The organism is Chelatococcus sp. KU-N122 (genome assembly GCF_055391085.1).
In genome coordinates, this window is sequence record NZ_AP043981.1 from 639,303 (window position 1) to 658,278 (window position 18,976).

Sequence of the window (18,976 nt, forward strand, 5' to 3'; positions counted from 1 at the left end):
ACGCGAACCAGGGAGGCGTGCGATAGCACGGCCGTCCCGCCCGAGGCACCTCGTTTCCGGCTCGGCAATCCCGCCGCGGCGGCGGGGCTCAGTCCGGCTTGGTGTTGCGGTTGGTGAGCCGGGCGTTGCCGAGCCCCGTGCCGATGGTCAGCACGCCCCAACGCTCCACGTCCTGCATGAACGGCGTCTGGCTCAGGCCCTGGACGACGGCATCGTTATGCATGACCACGGCGGTCTCGTGCTCGCCGATCGTCGGCATCGCCTCCATCAGGCAGCTGGCGAGATTGAAGCGGGAGCTTTCCCAGTTGCCGGGGAGGTTCTGGCCGCCGCGGGCGATCGACCCATCGGGCTCGATCACGCCGGGAACCCCGATGCCAACCAGCGGGCAGAGACTCCGGCCCCCTTTGTCCGCGCTCTTGATGAGATCGCGCAGCATATCGATCAGCCGGTCGACCGCTTCGTCGCGTCCCGGCTTCTCTTCCCTGTGGCGCCAGAGCTCCGCCTTCCACACCTCGGCCCTGGACAGGTCTCGCGCCGCCTTGAGGTTGAGATCGACGATGCCGCAGCGGATGTTGGAGCCGCCGACATCGACCGCCAGCATGGAATCGTGGCCCTCGTACACCCACGACGGCGCGAGGTGTGCGCAGCCGATCAGGCCGGCCTCGTCCGGGTGGTGACGGATCACCTCCAGATCGACGTCGATGCCCTCGCTCTTGATCAGAACGGCCGCCCGGCCCACCGCCAGCTCGCCGACACGACTGTCCTTCAGGCCACCGCCGACGACGATGCGCTGCGTATCCGCCCAGGGCTTGGCCTTGAGAAAGCGCCGGATGACATAGGCGAGCTCGCCCGCGAAATGCTCGATGGCCCCATGCACGACGCCGGCCGCTTCCGGATCGCCGTCCCGCAGCACCTTGTCGAGCTTGCGCTTGCTGATCTTGGCGCTCGGGGTTTCGCCGAGCGGATCCTCGTCGGTCTTCTTCAGCGCCTTGCGGATCTCGTCCAGCATGGTCCGGAAGGCCCGGCCGCTGGCCCGATCACCCACGAAGCCGTCCTTATCCTCGACCTCGAGATTGTAGCTGTCGACGACCACGGCCGAGAGCCGGCTGGCGCCGTGGCCGGCGAGGCCGGATGATGCGGCGTCTGCGTTCGTCGCGGTTGGTTTGTCGGTCTTCGGCTTGGCCATTTGCTCCCCGCACCCGAGGGCAAACGTCGGCCTGCGCGTAGAGTTCCGCGGGCCGACGGCGGGCCGTCACAAGCCCTTCAGGAAGCCCAGCAGCGCTTCGTTGACGGCGACGGGCGCCTCCTGCTGCACCCAGTGGCCGGCGCCCTCGATCACGACGCTGCCGCGCAGGTCCGGCACGTGCTCGGCCAGGGCCCGTTCGGCGGCGCCGGCGAAGCCCCGCACCGGATCGCGCGAGCCGGTGATGAACAGCGCCGGAATGCGGATCGGCGCGTCCTGCCACGGGGCCGAGAGCAGCCAGTTGCGGTCGATGTTGCGATACCAGTGGATCGGCCGGCGAAAGCCGTTGGCGCGGAATGCATCGACGAAGACGGCGAATTCGGCCTCGTCGATCCACGCCGGCAGCGGCCGCGGGCTGTGCAATTGCAGCATGGGCTCGCCGGGCTTGGCGTAGAGCGACCAGCGGTCCGCCTCGCGCCCCTCCTCCGCGATGCCGCCGAAGACGGCGCGCATGGTGCGCTCGACGTCCGCCTCGAATTCGGCCTCGACACGGCCCTCATCCTGGAAGGCGACGATGTAGAATTCGCCGAGCCCCTTCTCGGCGGTGATCTTGCGATAGCTGTCGATGGGCAGCTTGCCGGGCCGGCGCGGCTGGAACGGCACGCTCATGGCGCAGACGGCCTTGAACATGTCGGGGCGGATGAGCGCCGCCTGCCAGGCGACGGCAGCACCCCAGTCGTGACCGACGACGATGGCCTCGCGCTCGCCCAGCGCCTGCACGATGCCGACGATGTCGCCGACGAGCTCGAAAACGCTGTACCGGTCGACGCCCTGCGGCCCGCGCGTCTGACCATAGCCGCGCATGTCGGGCGCCACGGCGCGAAAGCCGGCGGCGGCCAGCGCCGGCAACTGGTGCCGCCACGAATAGGCGAGCTCGGGGAAGCCGTGGCACAGCACCACCAGCGGGCCCGTATCGCCGGCCGTCGACAGCGCGAAGGACAGGCCGTTGGCCTCCACGCGCACATGCTTGATCTCGGACACGCCCTGCCTCCTCCCGGTTTCGTCGTTTCCGCATCGTGGCCGGGTTCGGCCCGGCCCGTCGTCATCGCATCGACGTCAGCCGGACGCGGCTGGCCGAACGTCATGTTTCTCAGCGGACGGATGGGCGGGTCAAGCCCCGCAGGATACGGGGGCAGATGTGCGCCAAGCAGCCCCATGCTCAAAACGCGCGGCTGGCCCGCGATCTCAAGTCGTTGCAGCGCCGGCCGGATGTCATTAGCTGTGAAAACATAAGCATGCTCATAACAAGCACGGCTATGAACTGATGCCCCTTCTGCAACCGACCCTCGGCTTCGTCCTGCACGACGTGGCGCGCCTGCTGCGCAAGCGCTTCGAGCAGCGCGCCCGCGACCTGGGGCTGACGCGCTCCCAATGGCAGTGCCTGGCGTTCCTGGCCCCGAACGAGGGTATCCACCAGGGCGGCCTGGCCGAGATCCTGGAGATCGAGCCCATCACGCTCGGCCGCATCCTCGACAAGCTCGAGGCGCGCGGCCTCATCGAGCGGCGGCCCCACCCGACCGACCGGCGCATCCGGCTGCTCTACCTCACCCCCGACGCGTTGCCGCTGCTGGACTGGATGCGGGAGCTCGGCGACCTGACGCGCTCGGAAGCGCTGGAGGGGCTGAGCGACCCCGATCGCGCGCGGCTGCTGGAGATGCTCACGCACATCAAGCGGAACCTGGTCGAGGCCTGCGGCAAGCCCGTGCGGGCGAAGGAGGCGAGCCATGGCTAAGCGCCTGCTGCGCGACGAGATGCCCGACCAGCCGACGGACGCGATCGACGACGGCGCCGGCGCCGCCTGGCGCGCGCGGACGGCCCAGGACATGTCGGGCCAGGCCAAGCCGACGGCCGCAAACACCCCGTCGGCAAGCACGATGACGCCCAACCCGGCGCCCGCTCAGACGATCGTGGCGGAGCGCCCGGCCACCGAGCCCGCGGCGCTGCGCGAGACGCCGGATTCACCGCCTCCGCCGCCCGCGGCCAGCGATCAGGCGGCGGCGGCCGTCACGGTCCCCGGCCGGCCGCGCCGGCGCTGGCTGCGCCCGCTGCTGTTCATGCTGCTGCCCGTCGCCCTGGCTATCGGCGGCTATTACTACGTCGTCGGCGGCCGCATCATGTCGACCGAGAACGCCTATGTGCGCGCCGACATGGTCGGCATCTCGACGGACGTCTCCGGCATCGTCAAGGAGGTGAACGTCCGCGAGAACCAGAAGGTCGCGGCCGGCGACGTGCTGTTCAAGCTCGACAGCCTGCCGTTCCGCCTGGCGCTGACGCGCGCCCAGGCGCAGGTAGGCATCGTCGCCGACGAGCTGAAGGCGCTCAAGGCGAGCTACGGCGACATGCAGGCGCAGATCCGCCAGGCGCAGGTCGACGTCGACTTCTACACCCGCGAGCTCGCCCGCCAGCAGGCCCTGGTCACCCGCGCCGTCGCCTCGGAGGCGACCTACGAACAGGCGCAGCGCAACCTGCAGGGCTCCCGCCAGAAGGTGGCCTCGCTCACCCAGCAGCTCGCCGGCATCGCCGCCAACCTGGCCGGCGATCCGAACATCGCGATCGAGAAACACCCGCGCTACGTCGATGCGGTGGCGCAGCGCGACGAAGCCCAGCGCCAGCTCGACCATACGGTGGTGCGGGCGCCGTTCGCCGGCATCGTCGCCAACGTGCCGTCGCTGCAGCCCGGCCAATACCTGGCCTCGTCCACCGCCGCCTTCAGCCTCGTGTCGAGCGACCACGTGTGGATCGACGCCAATCCCAAGGAAACCGAGCTGACCTATGTGCGGCCGGGGCAGCCGGTGACGGTCAGCGTCGACACCTACCCGGGGGTCGAGTGGCGCGGCATCGTCGACAGCATCAGCCCGGCCTCGGCGGCGAGCTTCTCGCTGCTGCCGGCGCAGAACACCAGCGGCAACTGGGTCAAGGTGGTGCAGCGCATTCCCATGCGCGTGCGTGTCGATACCGACCCGTCGAAGCCGCCGCTGCGGGCCGGCATGAGCGTCGTGGTGGACGTCGACACCGGGCACGCGCGCGGCCTGCCGGGCGTCCTGTCGCGCTTCGACGGGATGTTCGGCGTCAGCCGCGAGGGGAGCCCGCGATGACCGCCGCCGCCGGGGCGGCAGCTGGCCCCGGCGTCGCCAACCGCGGGGCCATCACCGCCTGCGTGATCCTGGCGGTGATCATGCAGGCGCTCGACACCACCATCGCCAACGTGGCGCTGCCCTACATCCAGGGCAGCGTGTCGGCCAGCGCCGACCAGATCAACTGGGTGCTGACCTCCTACATCGTCGCCGCGGCGATCATGACGCCGCCCTCCGGCTGGCTCGCCAACCGCTTCGGCCGCAAGCGCATCCTCATGGCCTCGGTGGCGGGCTTCGTCGTCGCCTCGGTGCTGTGCGGCGTGGCGCAGACGCTCCCCCAGATCGTCGGCTTCCGACTGCTGCAGGGCTTCTTCGGCGCGGCCCTGGTGCCGCTGTCGCAATCGATCCTGCTCGACATCTACACGCCGGAGGAGCGCGGCTCGGCCATGGCGCTGTTCGGCGTGTCGGTGATGGTGGGCCCGGTGCTAGGCCCCGTCATCGGCGGCTGGCTGACCGACAATCTGAGCTGGCGCTGGGTGTTCTACATCAACCTGCCGCTCGGCGTGATCGCCTTCCTGGGCATTTCCGCCTTCGTCACCGAGACGCCGGTGGACCGCGCCAGCAGGCTCGACTGGTTCGGCTTCGGCGCCCTCTCCATCGCCATCGGCGCTTTGCAGGTGGCGCTCGACCGCGGCGAGCAGCTCGGCTGGTTCGGCTCGGGCGAGATCGTCATCGAGGCGATCATCGCGGCCTCGGCCTTCTACATCTTCCTGGTGCACACGTTCACGGGCAAGAACCCCTTCGTCGATCCGACGCTGTTCAAGGACCGCAACTTCTCGCTCGGCCTGCTGTTCATCTTCATCGTCGGCGTGACCTACCTCGCCTCGCTGGCGCTGATGACGCCCTACCTGCAGACCCTGATGGGCTACCCCGTCGTCACCGCCGGCATCGTCATGGGCCCGCGCGGCCTCGGCACCATGGTCTGCATGTTCATCGTCGGCCGCCTCATCGGCCGCGTCGATATCCGCCTGCTGCTGGCGCTGGGCCTGGGGCTGTCCGCCTGGGCCATGTACGACATGACCGGCTGGACCCCGGACGTCTCGCAATGGACCATCGTCAGCACCGGCTTCCTGCAGGGTGCCGGCCTGGGCTTCCTGTTCGTGCCGCTCACCACGGTCACCTTCACCACGCTGCCCGCCCACCAGCGCGGCACCGGCACCGGCCTCTACAACCTGTCGCGCAACATCGGCTCGGCCATCGGCATTTCGGTGGTCACCGCGCTGCTCAGCCAGAACACGCAGGCCAACCATGCCGACATCGCCTCCTACGTGACGCCGTTCAACCGCCACTTCCTCGATCCGGCGATCGCCCACGCCCTCAGCCCCTACACCCAGGCGGGGCGTGCGGCGCTCGACAACCTGGTCACCACGCAGGCCAGCATCATCGCTTATATCAACGACTTCAAGCTGTTGATGCTCATGTGCCTGGTCGTGATGCCGCTGCTGCTGCTGTTCCGCGAGGCCCCGAGCGGAGGCGGCGCCTCCGACCACGCCGTCGTCATGGAGTGAGCGGCACCGCCTCACGCTGTCCGACGACCTCGGCCACGAGCCACCGGCGCAGCACCTCGACCGCCGGGCGGGCGTCGGCGCCGGTGGGATAGACGAAATCGTAGCGCAAACCGGCGAGCATCGGCCCGAAGGGCTGGACCAGCGCGCCGGAGGCGAGCTCGGCGGCGACCAGGGCGAGGCTGAGCAGCGCCACGCCCTGGCCGGCGATGGCCGCCTGGATGGCGCTGTTCTCGTCGCTGAAGACGATCCCCGCCTCCGTATCGAGCACGCCGGCGAGACCTGCGGTCCGCGCCCACGACCGCCAGGTGGGGACGCTGACCCTGGCCGCCGGTCCCCATTCGAAGTGGATCAGGTTGCTCCCGGCGAGCTCCTCCGGCCGGCGCAGCGGCAGGTGCGGGCTGCACACCGGCGCGAAGCTGTCGGCAAGGACCGGTAGCGCATCCAGCCCGGGATAGGGGCCGAGGCCATAGCGGATGGCCGCGTCAGCCTCCCCTGCGATGAGATCGACCGGGTCATCCGAGGCGTGCAGGCGCAGGTCCCACCCCGGATTGAGCCGCCGGAAGCCGGCGGCGCGCGGCACCAGCAGCCGCGCCGTGAAGGCGACAGTGGCCGACAGGGTGGCCACCGCCCGGGCCGGGCGCCGGGCCGCGGCGACGGCGTCGGCCATCATGTCGAAGGCCTGACGCAGCTGCGGATAGAGGGCCCGCCCCTCCGCGCTGAGCACGACCTGACGCGTCTGGCGCTGGAACAGCGTGATGCCCAGCCCCGCTTCCAGCTGCCGGATCTGATGGCTGACCGCCGTCGGCGTCACGCCGAGCTCCGCCGCGGCCCGCTTGAAGCTGCACTGGCGCGCCGCCGCTTCGAAGGCGCGCAACGATCCGAGCGGCGGCAGACGACGCATCGGCTCCTCCCTTCGCCGCGGCCTGCGGCAACGTCGATGGATGATCTCATATCATCTATCGGGTGAGAACTTCGCGTTTGTAGCACGGCCTGCGGCGAGCCTATTTCTTGATCTATTCAATCCGTCGCGCGACGCCGAACGGATGAACCAATCTCAGCCCAAGGACCACCCATGGCTTGGCTCTTTCTGGCGGCCGCCGCGTTCTTCGAGATCCTGTTCGCCTTGAGCATGAAGTACGCCGAGGGCTTCACCCGCCCGCTGCCGACCCTCGTGACGGTGATCGGCGTCGTCGGCGGCATCGGCTTCCTGACGCTGGCGCTGAAGACCCTGCCGGTCAGCGTCGCTTACCCGATCTGGACCGGCGTCGGCACGCTCGGGACCGTCGTGCTCGGCTTCGTGCTGCTCGGCGAGCCGCTGACGGGAGGCAAGCTCGTGTCGGCTCTCGCCATCGTCGGTGGCGTTGCCGGGCTCAAGGCGGCTTCAGCCTGATCACCCAAGCCTGGAGGCCAACCGATGACGACCGTTCTGCACCTTGACGCCAGCGCCCGCACCGCGCGTTCCGTCAGCCGCGCCCTCTCGCAGCGCTTCATCGGCGCATGGCAGGCCGAGCGCCCCGACGATGTCATCATCCGCCGCGATCTGGCGGCCGATCCGCCACCGCACGTGACGGAGGCCTGGATCGCCGCAGCCTTTGCGCCGCCGGAGGCGCGCAGTGCCGAGATGCGGACGGCGCTGGCCTGGTCCGACATGGCCATCGACGAGCTAGCCGCCGCCGACATCGTGGTGATCGGCACGCCGATGTACAACTACGGCATGCCGAGCGCGCTGAAGGCCTGGATCGACCAGGTGGTCCGGATCGGCCGCACCTTCTCGTTCGATCTCGCCCGCGGCGACACTCCGATCAGGCCGATCCTCACGGGCAAGCGGCTGATCGTGCTGAGCGCGCGCGGCGAGTTCGGCTTCGCGCCCGGCGGCGTGCGCGCGCCCCTCAACCAGCTCGACCCGCATCTGGCCGTGTGCGCCCCCTATCTCGGGGTCGCGGCCGACGCCGTGGCGACGATCACGGTCGAGTACCAGGAGTTCGGCGACGAGCGGCACGCACGCTCGAAGGCCGAGGCCGAGGCGCGGACGGCGGCGCTGGCGCGCGCCATGGCGGAGGCGGCGGGCCCGCGCGCCGCCTGACCGCGCCGACGGCGGCGCTGGCGTGCCGGGCTACCAGCGCAGCACGCGCGGCCCCAGCAGGGCGCCGAGGAGCGTCGGGATGGCCACGCCGAGGCCGTACCAGATGAGCACGAACGGCATGCCGGTTTCGGCGCAGGAGACGGCATAGATGAACGCCGCCAGCCCCCCGGCGGCGAGGCCCGCCGCCGCCCCCGCCCAGGCCAGTCGGGTCGGTGCCAGCGTCCGCATGGCCCCCAGCGCGCCGGCGAGGATCGGCAGGGCGAGCAGCATGATCAACCACGGACACACCGCGGCGGTGCCGCCCATCATCAGGCGGCGGTGATCGGCCGCGGGCGTCGCGGCGAGCTCGGCGGCGGCGAGCACGGCCATCACCAGCACCGTGGCGGCGGCGGCGAAGACGGAACGGCGGGCGGTGAGATCCGGGCGCGCCAGTCGCCACGCGGCGACGAGACCGGCGACGGCGAGCAGCCCGGAGTATCCGAACTTCAGCCAGAACGGTGCCGTTGCGAGGGCGGCGGCAAAGTCCGGGCGGGGGCCCCAGACGATCAGCGTCGTCACGGCCGCGACCACGACGCCGATTCCCAGGCCGAGACCAAGGCGCCGCGACACGAAGGCGCGCGGCGCAGGCTTCACGCCGGCAGCCAGGGAACCGATGAGATCAGCGGTCGAGTTCACGGCGCGTCCGGTCCCTTCAACCGTCGTGAGAGCAGCTTCAGGCCGCGGTGGATGGCCACCTTCACGGCCGATTCGGAGACGCCCGACGCGGCCGAGACCTCGGCGACGGAGCGGCCGTCGAGCTTGACCGCGCGGATGAAGCGGCGCGGCTGCGGCGGCAACTCGCCGAGCAGCCGCTCGACGTCCAGCCGGGCGTCGGCGGGCTCCGCTTCGTCGGTGGCCAGGAGCTCGGCGACGTCCTCGGTCGAGACCGTCGGGCGGGCGCGGCGGGCGCGGAAATGGTCGACCAGCTTGTAGCGCGCGATGGCGTGCAGCCAGGCCGTGAACGGGCGCGCCGTATCGTAGGTGAAGCGGCGCGTGTGCACCGCGATCAGCGTCTCCTGCACGAGATCCTCGACCGCGCTCTGCTCGGGCCCCAGCCGCCGCGCGTAATACGCGCGCAGGCGGCGGCCGACATCCGTCAGCAGCATGCGATACGCCTGCTCGTTGCCGGCCAGCGCCGCGATCATCAGTGCCCTCAGCCGATCTTCCACCGTCTGCACGGAGTCATAGTCCTTGTTCGGCCGAGCGCCGCCGGAGGTTACAGGAGTGCCCCCCGTTTAAGCCAGAGTCATGGCGCCGGGGCCGCGACCATCACGAAGCCGTGACACGGGTAACCGCACCGATCGCCGCCGCGAACTCGCCTTGCATCACCGGGCAACACGCCCGGCTGCCGTGGAGAGACGCGCATGAACGGCCCTGTTCCGCCACGCCGCTGTCGGCATGCTGCGACATCCGCGTCGCAGACGATCCTCGCGCTGGCCTCCTTGCTGGCCCTGACGACCGCGGCGCCGGCGCTGGCTGCGGACCCGCGGCCCACCGTCGTCGAGCTGTTCACCAGCCAGGGCTGCTCGTCGTGCCCGCCCGCCAACGCCAACCTCGCTGCGCTGAGCGACCGCCCCGGCATTCTGGCGCTGAGCTTCGGCGTGACCTATTGGGACAAGCTCGGCTGGGCCGACACCTTCGCACGCCCGGATTACACGGCGCGCCAGGTGGCCTACGAACAGCCGCTCGGCGAGGACGCGCCGTTCACGCCGCAAGTCGTCGTCAACGGCCGCGCCACGATCGTCGGCAGCGATCTCGGTGCGCTCGAGCGCCTGATCGCGGCGACGCCCCGCCCCACCGGCGGCGCGCCCGAGGTGTCGCTGCGCGCCGCGACCGTCGAGATCGGCAGCGGGCGCGCGCCCTCGGGCGGCGCCGATGTCTGGCTCGTCCGCTACGACCCGCGCCGGGTCGACGTGCCGGTCCGGCGTGGCGAGAACGGCGGCCGCACCCTGCCGCACAAGAACGTGGTCCGTGACCTGGTGCGCCTCGGCCGCTGGAGCGGTGCGTCGGTGACGCTTCCCGTCGCCGCCGCGCCCGACGGCCTGCGCACCGCCGTGCTGGTCCAGCAGCCTGCCGGTGGCCCGATCCTGGCCGTCGCCGCGGACTGACCCGCCATCCGGGGCGCCGGCCCCCTGCCGGCACCCAGGACCGCGCCGAGCCGCCGGCCGGCGCTTCCATGCGCTGTCACAAGCGCTCACCCTCGAAGGACGACCTCCATGACCCGTATCGCCACCGTTGCCCGGATCGGCCTCCTCGCCGCCGGCGTCGCCCTCGCCTCGTTCGGCGCAGCCCGGGCCGAGGACGCGATGAAGAAGACCGATGCCATGAAGACCGACGCGATGAAGGCGGACAGTATGAAGAAAGACGCCATGAAGGGCGACGCAATGAAAGCCGACACCATGAAGTCGGATGCGATGAAGACCGATTCGATGAAATCGGACGCCATGAAGAAGAACTGAGGCGCGTCGTTCCGCCTGCTGCACTTCCCGGCCGGGCGGTGCCGCCCGGCCGGAGAGAGCACCCGAGTCTCAAAGACTTGGGTATCCTCAGGATTTGGACCTCCGCCGACCACGATCGCGTTCATGCATCGGACGTCGTGATCCGGCGTGAAGGCGGCCGCGTAGAGCCGCGGTCGAGCGCGTTTCCGAGGCCTGCCATGACAACGTCCCTGCCAACCTCCATCGCCGGCTCCGCAGCGGCCCGGCCGCGGCGCCAGCTGGTCCACCGCCACGCCTTGTCGGTGCGGCTGACGCATTGGCTCAACGTGGTCTGCCTGACGTTCCTGCTGCTCAGCGGCCTGCAGATCTTCAATGCCCACCCCTCGCTCTACTGGGGCCAGTACGGCGCCGACGCCGACCACCCGGTCGTCGACATCGGCGCGGTGCGGGATGGCGACTCGATCCGCGGCGTCACCCGCATCGGTTCGCTGACCATCCCCACCACGGGCGTGCTCGGGGCGTCGTCCGTCGACGGCGAGCTCCGGCCGCGCGGCTTTCCCGCCTGGCTCACCCTTCCGAGCTACACGGACCTGTCGACCGGGCGGCGCTGGCACTTCTTCTTCGCCTGGCTGTTCGTCATCAACGGGCTCGCCTATTTGATCTACAGCCTCTCGGGCGGCCACGTCCGACGCGACCTGCTGCCCGGCAGAGACCAGCTTGAGCCCGCGCACCTCGTGCGCGAGATCGCCGACCATGCGCGCCTGCATTTCCCCAAGGGGGAGGAGGCCCGCCGCTACAACGCGCTCCAGAAGCTCGCCTATCTCGCCGTCATCTTCGTGCTGCTGCCGCTGATGGTGGCGACCGGGCTCACCATGTCGCCCGGCATGGACGCGGCCTGGCCGTGGCTCGTCGACCTGTTCGGCGGGCGCCAGTCGGCCCGCACCATCCATTTCATCTCGGCCTCGCTGATCGTGGCCTTCGTTGTCGTCCACCTCGTCATGGTCGTGGTCTCCGGCCTCTGGAACAACCTGCGCTCGATGATCACCGGCCGCTACGCCATCGAGACCGAGAGGAGCGAGTGATGCTGATCCGCCCCAGCCGGCGCCGGCTGCTCCTGGGCTCCGCCGCCACGGCCGCCACCGCCCTGCTCGGCGGCTGCGACGCCCTGGTCGACAACGACCACGTGAGCCGCGTCATCGCCTCTGCCGAAACCCTGACCAAGGGCGCGCAGCGGGCGCTGCTGTCGGACGCCAAGCTCGCCCGCGAGTTTACCGAGGCCGACCTGTCGCCCGTGTTCAAGGCCAACGGCACCGAGCGGCCGGAGGGCGACGCCTATGCCGAGCTGGTCGAGACCCGCTTCGCCGACTGGCGGCTCAAGGTCGACGGCAAGGTGGCCAAGCCGCTGGCGCTGTCACTCGCCGACCTCAAGGCGCTGCCGGCGCGCACGCAGATCACGCGCCATGATTGCGTCGAGGGCTGGAGCGCCATCGGCCAATGGACCGGGGTGCCGCTCGGCCTCGTGCTCAAGGCGGCAGGCCTGGCGCCCGACGCGCGCTTCGCCGTGTTCCACTGTGCGGATGAATACGAGAAGACGCTCGACGGCAGCGGCCAGTACTACGAGAGCATCGACCTCGTCGACGCCTTCCATCCGCAGACCATCCTCGCCTACGGCATGAACGGCCAGGACCTGCCGGTGGCCCATGGCGCTCCCCTGCGCCTGCGCGTCGAGCGCCAGCTCGGCTACAAGCACGCCAAGTACGTCATGCGTATCGAGATCGTCGACAGCCTGGCAGCGATCGGCCGCGGCAACGGCGGCTTCTGGGAAGACCGCGGCTACGAATGGTACGCCGGGATCTGAGCGACTGAACGCCGGCGTCGCCGTGGCATGTCCGGCGCCGCGGACGAATCGCCGTGGCGCAGGCTGCCCCGGGGCGGCTGCGCGCCTCTCCCCGAGCGAGGCTCTCGACTGCGCACATCTCGGGGATCGATCGATTCCAGGCGGTCCACGGGTCGTGGCCTTTCCGGCAATTGAGAAGCTGCTTTACGAGCTTATGGGCTGCTGGCACGGGCAGCAATCATCTACGCCTATGCGTCAAGTGAAGTCGCTGTCGGCTCAGCAAGCCGCCCGCACGGAAACGCGGTGGATCGATGCGGAGGTGGACTGTTGCCGCCGAGATCTACAAAGAAACTGCTCCGGCGTCGACGACCGATCCTCTTCTCCCATGCCTTGGCAACGGTCTGAGGCGCGTTCATCACCACGCTCCGCCCTGGTCGCCAAGTGAGGTCGTTGTGAGAATCAAGCCGCACTCGATGTCTCGTCGGCATTTCTGCCTCTGCTGCATGGCCGCCGGCGCCTCGGCCGGTCTTGGCTGGCTCACGCCCCGAGAGGCATTTGCCGAGGCGCGGGGCCTGGTCAGCCTGATCAAGGACAGCGCTGCCGCCGGGCCGATCATCACGCACAAGCTGCGCGGCAATGTGAGCGTGCTCGAGGGTTCCGGCGGCAACATCGCGGTCCTGACGGGTCGAGATGGCAAGGTGCTCGTCGACGCGGGGATCGGCGTGTCCCGCCAGCAAATCACCGAGGCCCTGGCCGGGCTCTCCCCCGATCCGGTGACGCATCTCGTCAATACCCATTGGCATTTCGATCATGCCGATGGCAACCCGTGGCTCCATGCGCTCGGTGCGAAGATCGTCGCCCAGGAGAACACCCGTAAATACCTGTCGCAGGTTCAACGCGTCGAAGACTGGGACTATAATTTTCTGCCGCTTCCCCCGACGGCCTGCCGTCGGAGGTGTTCACGACCGACAAGTCGCTCAAGCTCAACGGCGCTTCGATCAACCTGAAATACTACGGTCCGGCGCACACCGACAGCGACATCTCCGTGACCGTAGCCGAGGCTGACATCGTCCATGTCGGCGACACCTTCTGGAACGGCATTTATCCGTTCATCGACTATTCGACCGGAGGCAGCATCGACGGCATGATCGCCGCTTCCGAAGCGAACCTTGCGGCTACGACCGAGCAGACGATCGTCATTCCGGGCCACGGCAGGCCCGTCAGCAACAGGGCCGAGCTCAAGGCGTTTCGCGACATGCTGGTCGCGATCCGCGAGAACGTCGCAAAGCTCAAGCGGCAAGGCCGTTCGCGCGACGAGGTCGTCGCAGCAAAGCCGACCGCCGCATTCGATGCCGTATGGGGCAACTTCGTCATCGACCCCGGCTTCTTCACCCGCCTGGTCTACGAAGGCGTGTGAGGGCGGCCGGCCGGACAGAGCAACCGCGGCCCGATCAATCGCGAACAGCGAGCCCGAAAGATGTTGATAAGCCGGCTCACATGAACATGCGGCCGGCTCCCGGCCGGCCTGCCGCGAGCAGGCTTCAATCGCTCGAACCGAACATGGAGGACGCGATGAAGGCAGACCCCATCCTTGACGAGCGCGCGGCAGTCGACCGCCGCCGGCTCATAGTGAGCCTTTCGGCCTGGACGGTGGGAGCCGCAACGACGCAACTTGCGTCCGTCGCGCCGTCCGCAGCTGCCGAGGCCGGCCCCGCGCTTCCCTTGCCCACCACGCGCTACCGAACCAGGAAGGTCGACGGCATCGGCATCTTCTACCGGGAGGCCGGCCCCGAAGACGGTCCCGTCGTCCTCCTGCTGCACGGCTTCCCGACGTCTTCGCACATGTTCCGCAATCTGATCCCCCAGCTTGCCGATCGCTACCGCGTCATCGCTCCGGATTATCCCGGCTATGGGCAGAGCGACATGCCTGACCGCGCCTCGTTCGCCTACACATTCGATCGCTTCGGCCAGCTCATCGATGGACTGCTCGATCAGCTCGGCGTGAGGCGCTACGCCATGTACGTGATGGATTATGGAGCGCCTGTCGGCTGGCGGCTTGCCCTGGCACACCCCGATCGCATCACCGCGCTGATCGTCCAGAACGGCAACGCCTATGACGAGGGCCTGAAGGAGTTCTGGGACCCGATCAAGGCCTATTGGTCCGATCATTCGGAGAGCCGCCGAAAGGCGCTCTATGGGCTGGTCGCGCTTGAGACGACGAAGTTTCAGTACACCGATGGCGTTTCGGACCTCAGCCGCATAGATCCGGACAACTGGATTCATGACCAGGCCTTGCTCGACCGGCCCGGCAATGCGGACATCCAGATGGACATCTTCTATGACTACCGGACCAACTTGCCACTCTATCCGAAGGTCCAGGCCTATTTTCGCCAGCATCAGCCGCCGACGCTCATTGTCTGGGGGAAGAACGACAAGATCTTTCCGGCCGACGGGGCTTACCCCTACAAGCGCGACCTTCCCGAAGTCGAGTTCCATCTGCTCGACACCGGCCATTTTGCGCTCGAGGACAAGGCCGACGAGATGGTGCCGCTGATCCGCGACTTCCTGAAGCGCAAGGTCGGCTAGCGCCGCCGGCTCGCCCGTCAGGAGCGCTGGGAACGTTTCGGCGGAAGTTTCGGCGCCCGCTGCGGGCTGTCGGCGAAGGCGCCGAGGTAGAGCTTGGCGACGCGGCCCGACAGCTCGGCCGGCGTCATCAGGCCCGACGGGCTGAACCAGGTGTCGATGCCATTGATGGTGCCGAACAGCAGCAGGACATAGGTCCGCAGAACCCGATCGTCGGCATCACCGCCGCTGTGCACCTGCCGCAGGATGGACACGACGTATTCGACCATGCGCCTCTCCAGCGAGACGATCTGCTTCCTGGACTTATCCGACAGATATTTGAGATCGTTCAGCAGCACGACGTGCCTGTAGCGCATCTTCGGCGGCCGCACGATATACATCTCGACGAACATTCTAAGCCGTTCTTCCGGCGGTATGCTCTCGTCGATGCCCTCGAACGACTTTACCGTGAAAACGCAGTACTCGTGCAGAAGCTGAAAAAGAATATCTTCTTTGCTCTTGAAATAATAATATACCTTGGCTTTGGAAGCGCGAGATTTTTTCGCAATATCGAGAAGCGTCGAATGCGGGTAGCCATTCTGGGCAAATAGCCTGGCCGCCGCATCCAGAATCACCTGCTGCTTTGTCTCATAATCGTCTGCCTTTGCTCTGGCCATCCCCGCACTTTCATACGCCACCGCCGATTGCCGAAGAGATGCAGATTTCCTTTCGCCGCGCAAGCCGGACCGACGCCGCCGTCGAGGCCCGGCGCCGCCTTCCACCTCGGCAGCGCGTCACTCCGCAGCCCAGGGAAGGCGACCGGGATCGGCTCGGAACCAGTCCCGGATCTCGCGCTTCTGAATCTTGCCGGTCGAGCCGATGGGGAGCGCGTCGACGATCTCCACGTGCTTCGGCACTTCCCACTTCCCGACGCGCTCCGCGCAATAGGCGACCAGGGCCGCCGGGTCCACCGGTGCGCCGAGGCCCTTCGCCGCCACGACGACGGCGACGACAGCCTCTCCCCAATGCGGATGCGGCGCGCCGACGACCGCCACCTCGCCGACGGAGGGATGTGTGGCGAGCACGTTCTCGACGACGGCCGGATAGACGTTGTAGCCGCCCGATACGATCATGAAGTGCTTGCGGTCGCTCAGGAAAACCCGGCCCTCCGCGTCCTGGTAGCCGATGTCGCCCATATGAAACCAGCCGCCGCGCAGCGCCTCGGCCGTTTCGTCGGGACGATTGTGGTACGAATGGATCACCGGCCCGCGCACGCAGATCTCGCCGACCTCCCCAGGCGGCATCCGTCGATCGGCATCGTCGCGGATCTCGACGTCGACGTGGGGCAGTGGCCGGCCGACGGACGCCATCAGCTCACGATCCCTGTCGGGGTCGCCGGTGAAGTCGCTGCCACGCATCATGCAGATGGCGCCATTGGCCTCGGTCGAGCCGTACCAGTTCTGGAACTCGCAGCCGAACGTCTGGCGGGCCCGCTCGACAATGGCCGGAACGATCGGGCTTCCCAGCAGGATCACGAGCCGCAACGACGGCAGACGATCCCCGCCGTTGCGGCAGATCTGCTCGATGGCGTGCAGCATGGTCGGCACGCAGAACATGACGCTCACGCCATGCGTCTTGATCAGATGGACGGCCCGCTCCGCGCTGAACAGACCGGGCAGCACTGTGGCGGCACCGCTCGATAGGCCCATGCTGTGGATGAAGATCGGAAAGCCCGAGCCCGGCAGATTGTTGAGAATGACGTCGTCGGGCCGAAAGCCGCCCGCGTAAGGGGCCGACATGATCTGCGTCCAGGCGCCGAGCTGGGTGAGGATGGCGCCCTTGGGCAGACCGGTGCTGCCCGACGTGTACGACAGCGCAATCGGGCTGTCGGCGGCGAGCTCCGGTTCCAGGAACGATCCGGCCTGGCTGTCGATGATGTGCTCGAGATCGAGGCCGAGACCGTGCCGATCGCCGAAGCCGATGAGAAGGCGGCCGGCCGCCCTCCATTCGGCCAGCCTATCGGCAAGGGAGGCGACGAATGTATCCTGAACCAGGATGGCGCGCAGGTCCCCGTCTCTGACGATATGGTCCATTTCGGCCGGCGCATAGCGCCAGTTGATGCCCGTTCGCACCAGGCCCGACTTCAGGCAGGCATGCCAATGGTCGATCATCTCGATGCGGTCATGGGCGATGATGCCGACACGATCGCCGGTGCGGAGGCCCAGACCGGCGAGCCCGGCCGCCAGGCGACGCCCCCGGCGGTCGATGTCGCTCCATGTCCTGGAATGCTCACCCTCGATGTATGCGGTCTTCTGCGCGCGCACCGTTGCCATCCGGCGCGCCAGATTATGTAGAAACATCGAGCTCCTCCCGATACGAGCAGGCCGGATTCTCGTTCGGCCTGCCCGCAGGTGTCCGTTCAGCTTGGCGAAGACTGTGCCGTCAGGCCTGCGCGAACGTATTGGGGCGCAGGAGCGCCAGCACCGAGGTATCCATGAAGGCCTCGTCCCGCGACAGCTGACCGTTGCGGACCATGCAGATGTCCATACCGGACACCGTTCTGGTCTCACCGCCGGCGCGCGCGGTGATATCGCAATCCCACATCACCAGCTGCCCATCCAGCCCGGCCAGCCGGTACTCCTCGGTGACGCGGAACTGCATGTCCCACACCTTGAAGAACTTGCGGAGATAGGACCTGAGCGCATCCTTGCCGACGATCTTTCCCGCCGTCTTGGGGTCGCGATAGACGACGTCGTCCGTATAGGTCGCGAGCGTGCCCTCGAGATCGAGGGTGTTCCACGCCGCGATGCAGTCGCGCGTGGCCTTGAATATCTCTTGGTCCGTAAGCATTTGGCTTTCCTTTCAGGGTGGTGACGGTGACTGGCTTACATCTAATAACAGACCGGCTGGCCGGTCAATATTAGACCAGGTCATCCGCCTGTCGCCGGGGCGCGAACGCGGCCCGCGCCCGGCTGCGGCGGCAGGCTGGGGCCTACTGAGCCGGATGATTCTGGACGTGGAGATACTTGGGATAGCCCTGCCCCACGCCGCACTGGATCGTGCCGAAGCCGACCGCGTCGCCGTCGCTGACCTCGATGACCTGCTCAGCCAGGGTGCGGGCGATCCGCCTGTCGCTGGGCTCGGCGAGGTCCCAGCGATTGTGGCCCAGGTGAACCGGGCCGCGATTGTCGCCCTGGAACCAGCCCGCCAAGCCGCCGTACAGGCCGCCCTTCAGAAACAGGCGGCCGCCGCGAGCGCGGAGGCTCAGGGTCTTGGCGCTGCCGTCCCTGAACGACACCGTGATCCGACCGCCTTCGATCTCCTGGCTCATGGCGTCCGCCGTCCACGTGAGGTCATGCTCGACATTGCTCACCGCCCTGCTGCCGTCCGGCCCGTCGAGACCCAGGGGCCCCGTCTCGTCGCCGCTCAGGAAGCGGAACCGGCCCGGTGCGTCCTCCTTGAAGAAGAGATGGATGCTGTGCGTCTCGAACTGCGCGCACAGGAAGACGTAGAGAATGGGGGGAAAATTCGATACGGGAGGTGTCGATTCGTCGGTCCGCGCTTCGGCACGCAGCCCCCAGGATCGGTCGCGGAAACCGATGGTGCTCGCCGGATCGAGATCGATCCGCCGCCCCTCCACCCGGATATGGCCGGAGAACCTGCCGGACTGCACGAAGCGCCGGACATCGGAGAAGATCCGGCCGCGGTGCTCGGTGACCTCGCGCCCCTCGTCGTGCCGGTGCATGCCGCCGATGAACTCGACATCGAGCGAGACGTTCGACTCGTTGGGCTGCACCAGCAGGCGATGCTTGTCGAGGCCGCCCCTCATCTCGATCTTCAGCGGCCCCACCGCCGGAAGCAGCGGATCGCGGTCCGTCGTTCGCGAGGCCCGGACATTGTGCTGAATGTTGTCGACGGTCACGGCGGCGTAGCAGTCCATCACGCCGCGGTTGGGGTAATATCCCAGGCCGAGCCCGAAGACCAGGCGGCCGTCGGGAACGACGGTGCCCATGTACCAGAACCGCTCCGTATACATGGCGTGCCTGGTATCGCTGACGGCGACCTTGCTGAACTCCTCGCTCGTCTGGTGCCCCAGGAAGTCGTCATCTTCGGTGAGCATGGTTGGTCCCCT

General features: G+C 68.2%; 19 protein-coding genes and 1 pseudogene. 11 read left to right on the top strand and 9 right to left on the bottom strand.

The window, feature by feature from the left end; genetic code table 11:
- Window positions 1-88 precede the first annotated feature (88 nt).
- Complete coding sequence (locus ACZ5PO_RS02895) at window positions 89-1,186, bottom strand: ROK family protein (protein WP_464190070.1); 1,098 nt, start codon at window positions 1,184-1,186, stop codon at window positions 89-91.
- Between the two features lie 66 nt (window positions 1,187-1,252).
- Complete coding sequence (locus ACZ5PO_RS02900; protein WP_464190072.1) at window positions 1,253-2,224, bottom strand: alpha/beta fold hydrolase; 972 nt, start codon at window positions 2,222-2,224, stop codon at window positions 1,253-1,255.
- Window positions 2,225-2,507: 283 nt separating this feature from the next.
- On the opposite strand from ACZ5PO_RS02900, the gene ACZ5PO_RS02905 reads away from it, so the two are divergent.
- The 3 genes from ACZ5PO_RS02905 to ACZ5PO_RS02915 all read left to right on the top strand — a co-directional run bounded on the left by ACZ5PO_RS02905 (window position 2,508) and on the right by ACZ5PO_RS02915 (window position 5,885).
- Complete coding sequence (locus tag ACZ5PO_RS02905; RefSeq protein WP_464190074.1) at window positions 2,508-2,975, top strand: MarR family winged helix-turn-helix transcriptional regulator; 468 nt, start codon at window positions 2,508-2,510, stop codon at window positions 2,973-2,975.
- A 142-nt stretch (window positions 2,976-3,117) separates the two neighbouring features.
- Window positions 3,118-4,338: an HlyD family secretion protein gene (locus ACZ5PO_RS02910; protein ID WP_464196636.1), complete on the top strand. Its 1,221-nt coding sequence runs from the start codon at window positions 3,118-3,120 to the stop codon at window positions 4,336-4,338.
- Entirely contained in the window at window positions 4,335-5,885 is a 1,551-nt protein-coding gene (locus ACZ5PO_RS02915) for a DHA2 family efflux MFS transporter permease subunit (protein WP_464190076.1), read from the top strand. Before ACZ5PO_RS02910 ends, ACZ5PO_RS02915 begins: the two co-directional genes overlap by 4 nt.
- On the opposite strand, the gene ACZ5PO_RS02920 is transcribed toward ACZ5PO_RS02915, so the two are convergent.
- Window positions 5,875-6,786, bottom strand: coding sequence for a LysR substrate-binding domain-containing protein (locus ACZ5PO_RS02920; protein WP_464190078.1), 912 nt, complete (start codon window positions 6,784-6,786; stop codon window positions 5,875-5,877). The genes ACZ5PO_RS02915 and ACZ5PO_RS02920 overlap by 11 nt on opposite strands.
- A gap of 171 nt (window positions 6,787-6,957) precedes the next feature.
- On the opposite strand from ACZ5PO_RS02920, the gene ACZ5PO_RS02925 reads away from it, so the two are divergent.
- The gene (locus ACZ5PO_RS02925; RefSeq protein WP_464190080.1) at window positions 6,958-7,275 is read left to right on the top strand and encodes a DMT family transporter; all 318 of its coding nucleotides are present in this window, start codon (window positions 6,958-6,960) and stop codon (window positions 7,273-7,275) included.
- A gap of 24 nt (window positions 7,276-7,299) precedes the next feature.
- Complete coding sequence (locus ACZ5PO_RS02930; protein ID WP_464190082.1) at window positions 7,300-7,968, top strand: FMN-dependent NADH-azoreductase; 669 nt, start codon at window positions 7,300-7,302, stop codon at window positions 7,966-7,968.
- Window positions 7,969-7,998: 30 nt separating this feature from the next.
- On the opposite strand, the gene ACZ5PO_RS02935 is transcribed toward ACZ5PO_RS02930, so the two are convergent.
- Window positions 7,999-8,643, bottom strand: coding sequence for an NrsF family protein (locus ACZ5PO_RS02935; RefSeq protein WP_464190084.1), 645 nt, complete (start codon window positions 8,641-8,643; stop codon window positions 7,999-8,001).
- Window positions 8,640-9,185: a sigma-70 family RNA polymerase sigma factor gene (locus tag ACZ5PO_RS02940; protein ID WP_464190086.1), complete on the bottom strand. Its 546-nt coding sequence runs from the start codon at window positions 9,183-9,185 to the stop codon at window positions 8,640-8,642. Before ACZ5PO_RS02940 ends, ACZ5PO_RS02935 begins: the two co-directional genes overlap by 4 nt.
- Before the next feature lie 186 nt (window positions 9,186-9,371).
- On the opposite strand from ACZ5PO_RS02940, the gene ACZ5PO_RS02945 reads away from it, so the two are divergent.
- The 6 genes and pseudogenes from ACZ5PO_RS02945 (at window position 9,372) to ACZ5PO_RS02970 (ending at window position 14,868) form a co-directional block, all read left to right on the top strand.
- Window positions 9,372-10,115 (top strand): DUF1223 domain-containing protein, encoded by a 744-nt coding sequence (locus ACZ5PO_RS02945; RefSeq protein ID WP_464190088.1) that lies wholly within the window; start codon window positions 9,372-9,374, stop codon window positions 10,113-10,115.
- A gap of 108 nt (window positions 10,116-10,223) precedes the next feature.
- Entirely contained in the window at window positions 10,224-10,466 is a 243-nt protein-coding gene (locus tag ACZ5PO_RS02950; RefSeq protein ID WP_464190090.1) for a pentapeptide MXKDX repeat protein, read from the top strand.
- Window positions 10,467-10,663: 197 nt separating this feature from the next.
- The gene (locus ACZ5PO_RS02955) at window positions 10,664-11,527 is read left to right on the top strand and encodes a cytochrome b/b6 domain-containing protein (RefSeq protein ID WP_464190093.1); all 864 of its coding nucleotides are present in this window, start codon (window positions 10,664-10,666) and stop codon (window positions 11,525-11,527) included.
- Complete coding sequence (locus tag ACZ5PO_RS02960; RefSeq protein WP_464190095.1) at window positions 11,527-12,303, top strand: molybdopterin-binding protein; 777 nt, start codon at window positions 11,527-11,529, stop codon at window positions 12,301-12,303. Before ACZ5PO_RS02955 ends, ACZ5PO_RS02960 begins: the two co-directional genes overlap by 1 nt.
- Window positions 12,304-12,755: 452 nt before the next feature.
- Window positions 12,756-13,699: pseudogene (locus tag ACZ5PO_RS02965) on the top strand (MBL fold metallo-hydrolase).
- 155 nt (window positions 13,700-13,854) lie between these two features.
- Window positions 13,855-14,868 carry an alpha/beta fold hydrolase gene (locus ACZ5PO_RS02970; RefSeq protein ID WP_464196638.1) on the top strand — a complete coding sequence of 338 codons (1,014 nt, stop codon included), beginning with the start codon at window positions 13,855-13,857 and terminating at the stop codon, window positions 14,866-14,868.
- Window positions 14,869-14,885: 17 nt separating this feature from the next.
- Here ACZ5PO_RS02970 and ACZ5PO_RS02975 read toward each other — a convergent pair whose 3' ends face one another.
- The 4 genes from ACZ5PO_RS02975 to ACZ5PO_RS02990 all read right to left on the bottom strand — a co-directional run bounded on the left by ACZ5PO_RS02975 (window position 14,886) and on the right by ACZ5PO_RS02990 (window position 18,964).
- Window positions 14,886-15,521, bottom strand: coding sequence for a TetR/AcrR family transcriptional regulator (locus ACZ5PO_RS02975; protein ID WP_464190097.1), 636 nt, complete (start codon window positions 15,519-15,521; stop codon window positions 14,886-14,888).
- A 117-nt stretch (window positions 15,522-15,638) separates the two neighbouring features.
- Window positions 15,639-17,204, bottom strand: coding sequence for a class I adenylate-forming enzyme family protein (locus tag ACZ5PO_RS02980; protein ID WP_464190100.1), 1,566 nt, complete (start codon window positions 17,202-17,204; stop codon window positions 15,639-15,641).
- Between the two features lie 82 nt (window positions 17,205-17,286).
- Complete coding sequence (locus ACZ5PO_RS02985) at window positions 17,287-17,694, bottom strand: nuclear transport factor 2 family protein (protein ID WP_464190102.1); 408 nt, start codon at window positions 17,692-17,694, stop codon at window positions 17,287-17,289.
- A gap of 142 nt (window positions 17,695-17,836) precedes the next feature.
- Window positions 17,837-18,964 carry an Rv3169 family protein gene (locus tag ACZ5PO_RS02990; RefSeq protein WP_464190104.1) on the bottom strand — a complete coding sequence of 376 codons (1,128 nt, stop codon included), beginning with the start codon at window positions 18,962-18,964 and terminating at the stop codon, window positions 17,837-17,839.
- Window positions 18,965-18,976: the final 12 nt, after the last annotated feature.

Excerpts from the sequence above, each read along its gene's own strand:
- ACZ5PO_RS02985 (WP_464190102.1), bottom strand. The coding sequence starts at position 17,694 with ATGCTTACGGACCAAGAGATATTCAAGGCCACGCGCGACTGCATCGCG.
- ACZ5PO_RS02910 (WP_464196636.1), top strand. The coding sequence starts at position 3,118 with ATGACGCCCAACCCGGCGCCCGCTCAGACGATCGTGGCGGAGCGCCCG.
- ACZ5PO_RS02980 (WP_464190100.1), bottom strand. The coding sequence starts at position 17,204 with ATGTTTCTACATAATCTGGCGCGCCGGATGGCAACGGTGCGCGCGCAG.
- ACZ5PO_RS02905 (WP_464190074.1), top strand. The coding sequence starts at position 2,508 with ATGCCCCTTCTGCAACCGACCCTCGGCTTCGTCCTGCACGACGTGGCG.
- ACZ5PO_RS02945 (WP_464190088.1), top strand. The coding sequence starts at position 9,372 with ATGAACGGCCCTGTTCCGCCACGCCGCTGTCGGCATGCTGCGACATCC.
- ACZ5PO_RS02970 (WP_464196638.1), top strand. The coding sequence starts at position 13,855 with ATGAAGGCAGACCCCATCCTTGACGAGCGCGCGGCAGTCGACCGCCGC.
- ACZ5PO_RS02960 (WP_464190095.1), top strand. The coding sequence starts at position 11,527 with ATGCTGATCCGCCCCAGCCGGCGCCGGCTGCTCCTGGGCTCCGCCGCC.
- ACZ5PO_RS02895 (WP_464190070.1), bottom strand. The coding sequence starts at position 1,186 with ATGGCCAAGCCGAAGACCGACAAACCAACCGCGACGAACGCAGACGCC.
- ACZ5PO_RS02975 (WP_464190097.1), bottom strand. The coding sequence starts at position 15,521 with ATGGCCAGAGCAAAGGCAGACGATTATGAGACAAAGCAGCAGGTGATT.
- ACZ5PO_RS02915 (WP_464190076.1), top strand. The coding sequence starts at position 4,335 with ATGACCGCCGCCGCCGGGGCGGCAGCTGGCCCCGGCGTCGCCAACCGC.
- ACZ5PO_RS02955 (WP_464190093.1), top strand. The coding sequence starts at position 10,664 with ATGACAACGTCCCTGCCAACCTCCATCGCCGGCTCCGCAGCGGCCCGG.
- ACZ5PO_RS02930 (WP_464190082.1), top strand. The coding sequence starts at position 7,300 with ATGACGACCGTTCTGCACCTTGACGCCAGCGCCCGCACCGCGCGTTCC.
- ACZ5PO_RS02950 (WP_464190090.1), top strand. The coding sequence starts at position 10,224 with ATGACCCGTATCGCCACCGTTGCCCGGATCGGCCTCCTCGCCGCCGGC.
- ACZ5PO_RS02925 (WP_464190080.1), top strand. The coding sequence starts at position 6,958 with ATGGCTTGGCTCTTTCTGGCGGCCGCCGCGTTCTTCGAGATCCTGTTC.
- ACZ5PO_RS02920 (WP_464190078.1), bottom strand. The coding sequence starts at position 6,786 with ATGCGTCGTCTGCCGCCGCTCGGATCGTTGCGCGCCTTCGAAGCGGCG.
- ACZ5PO_RS02990 (WP_464190104.1), bottom strand. The coding sequence starts at position 18,964 with ATGCTCACCGAAGATGACGACTTCCTGGGGCACCAGACGAGCGAGGAG.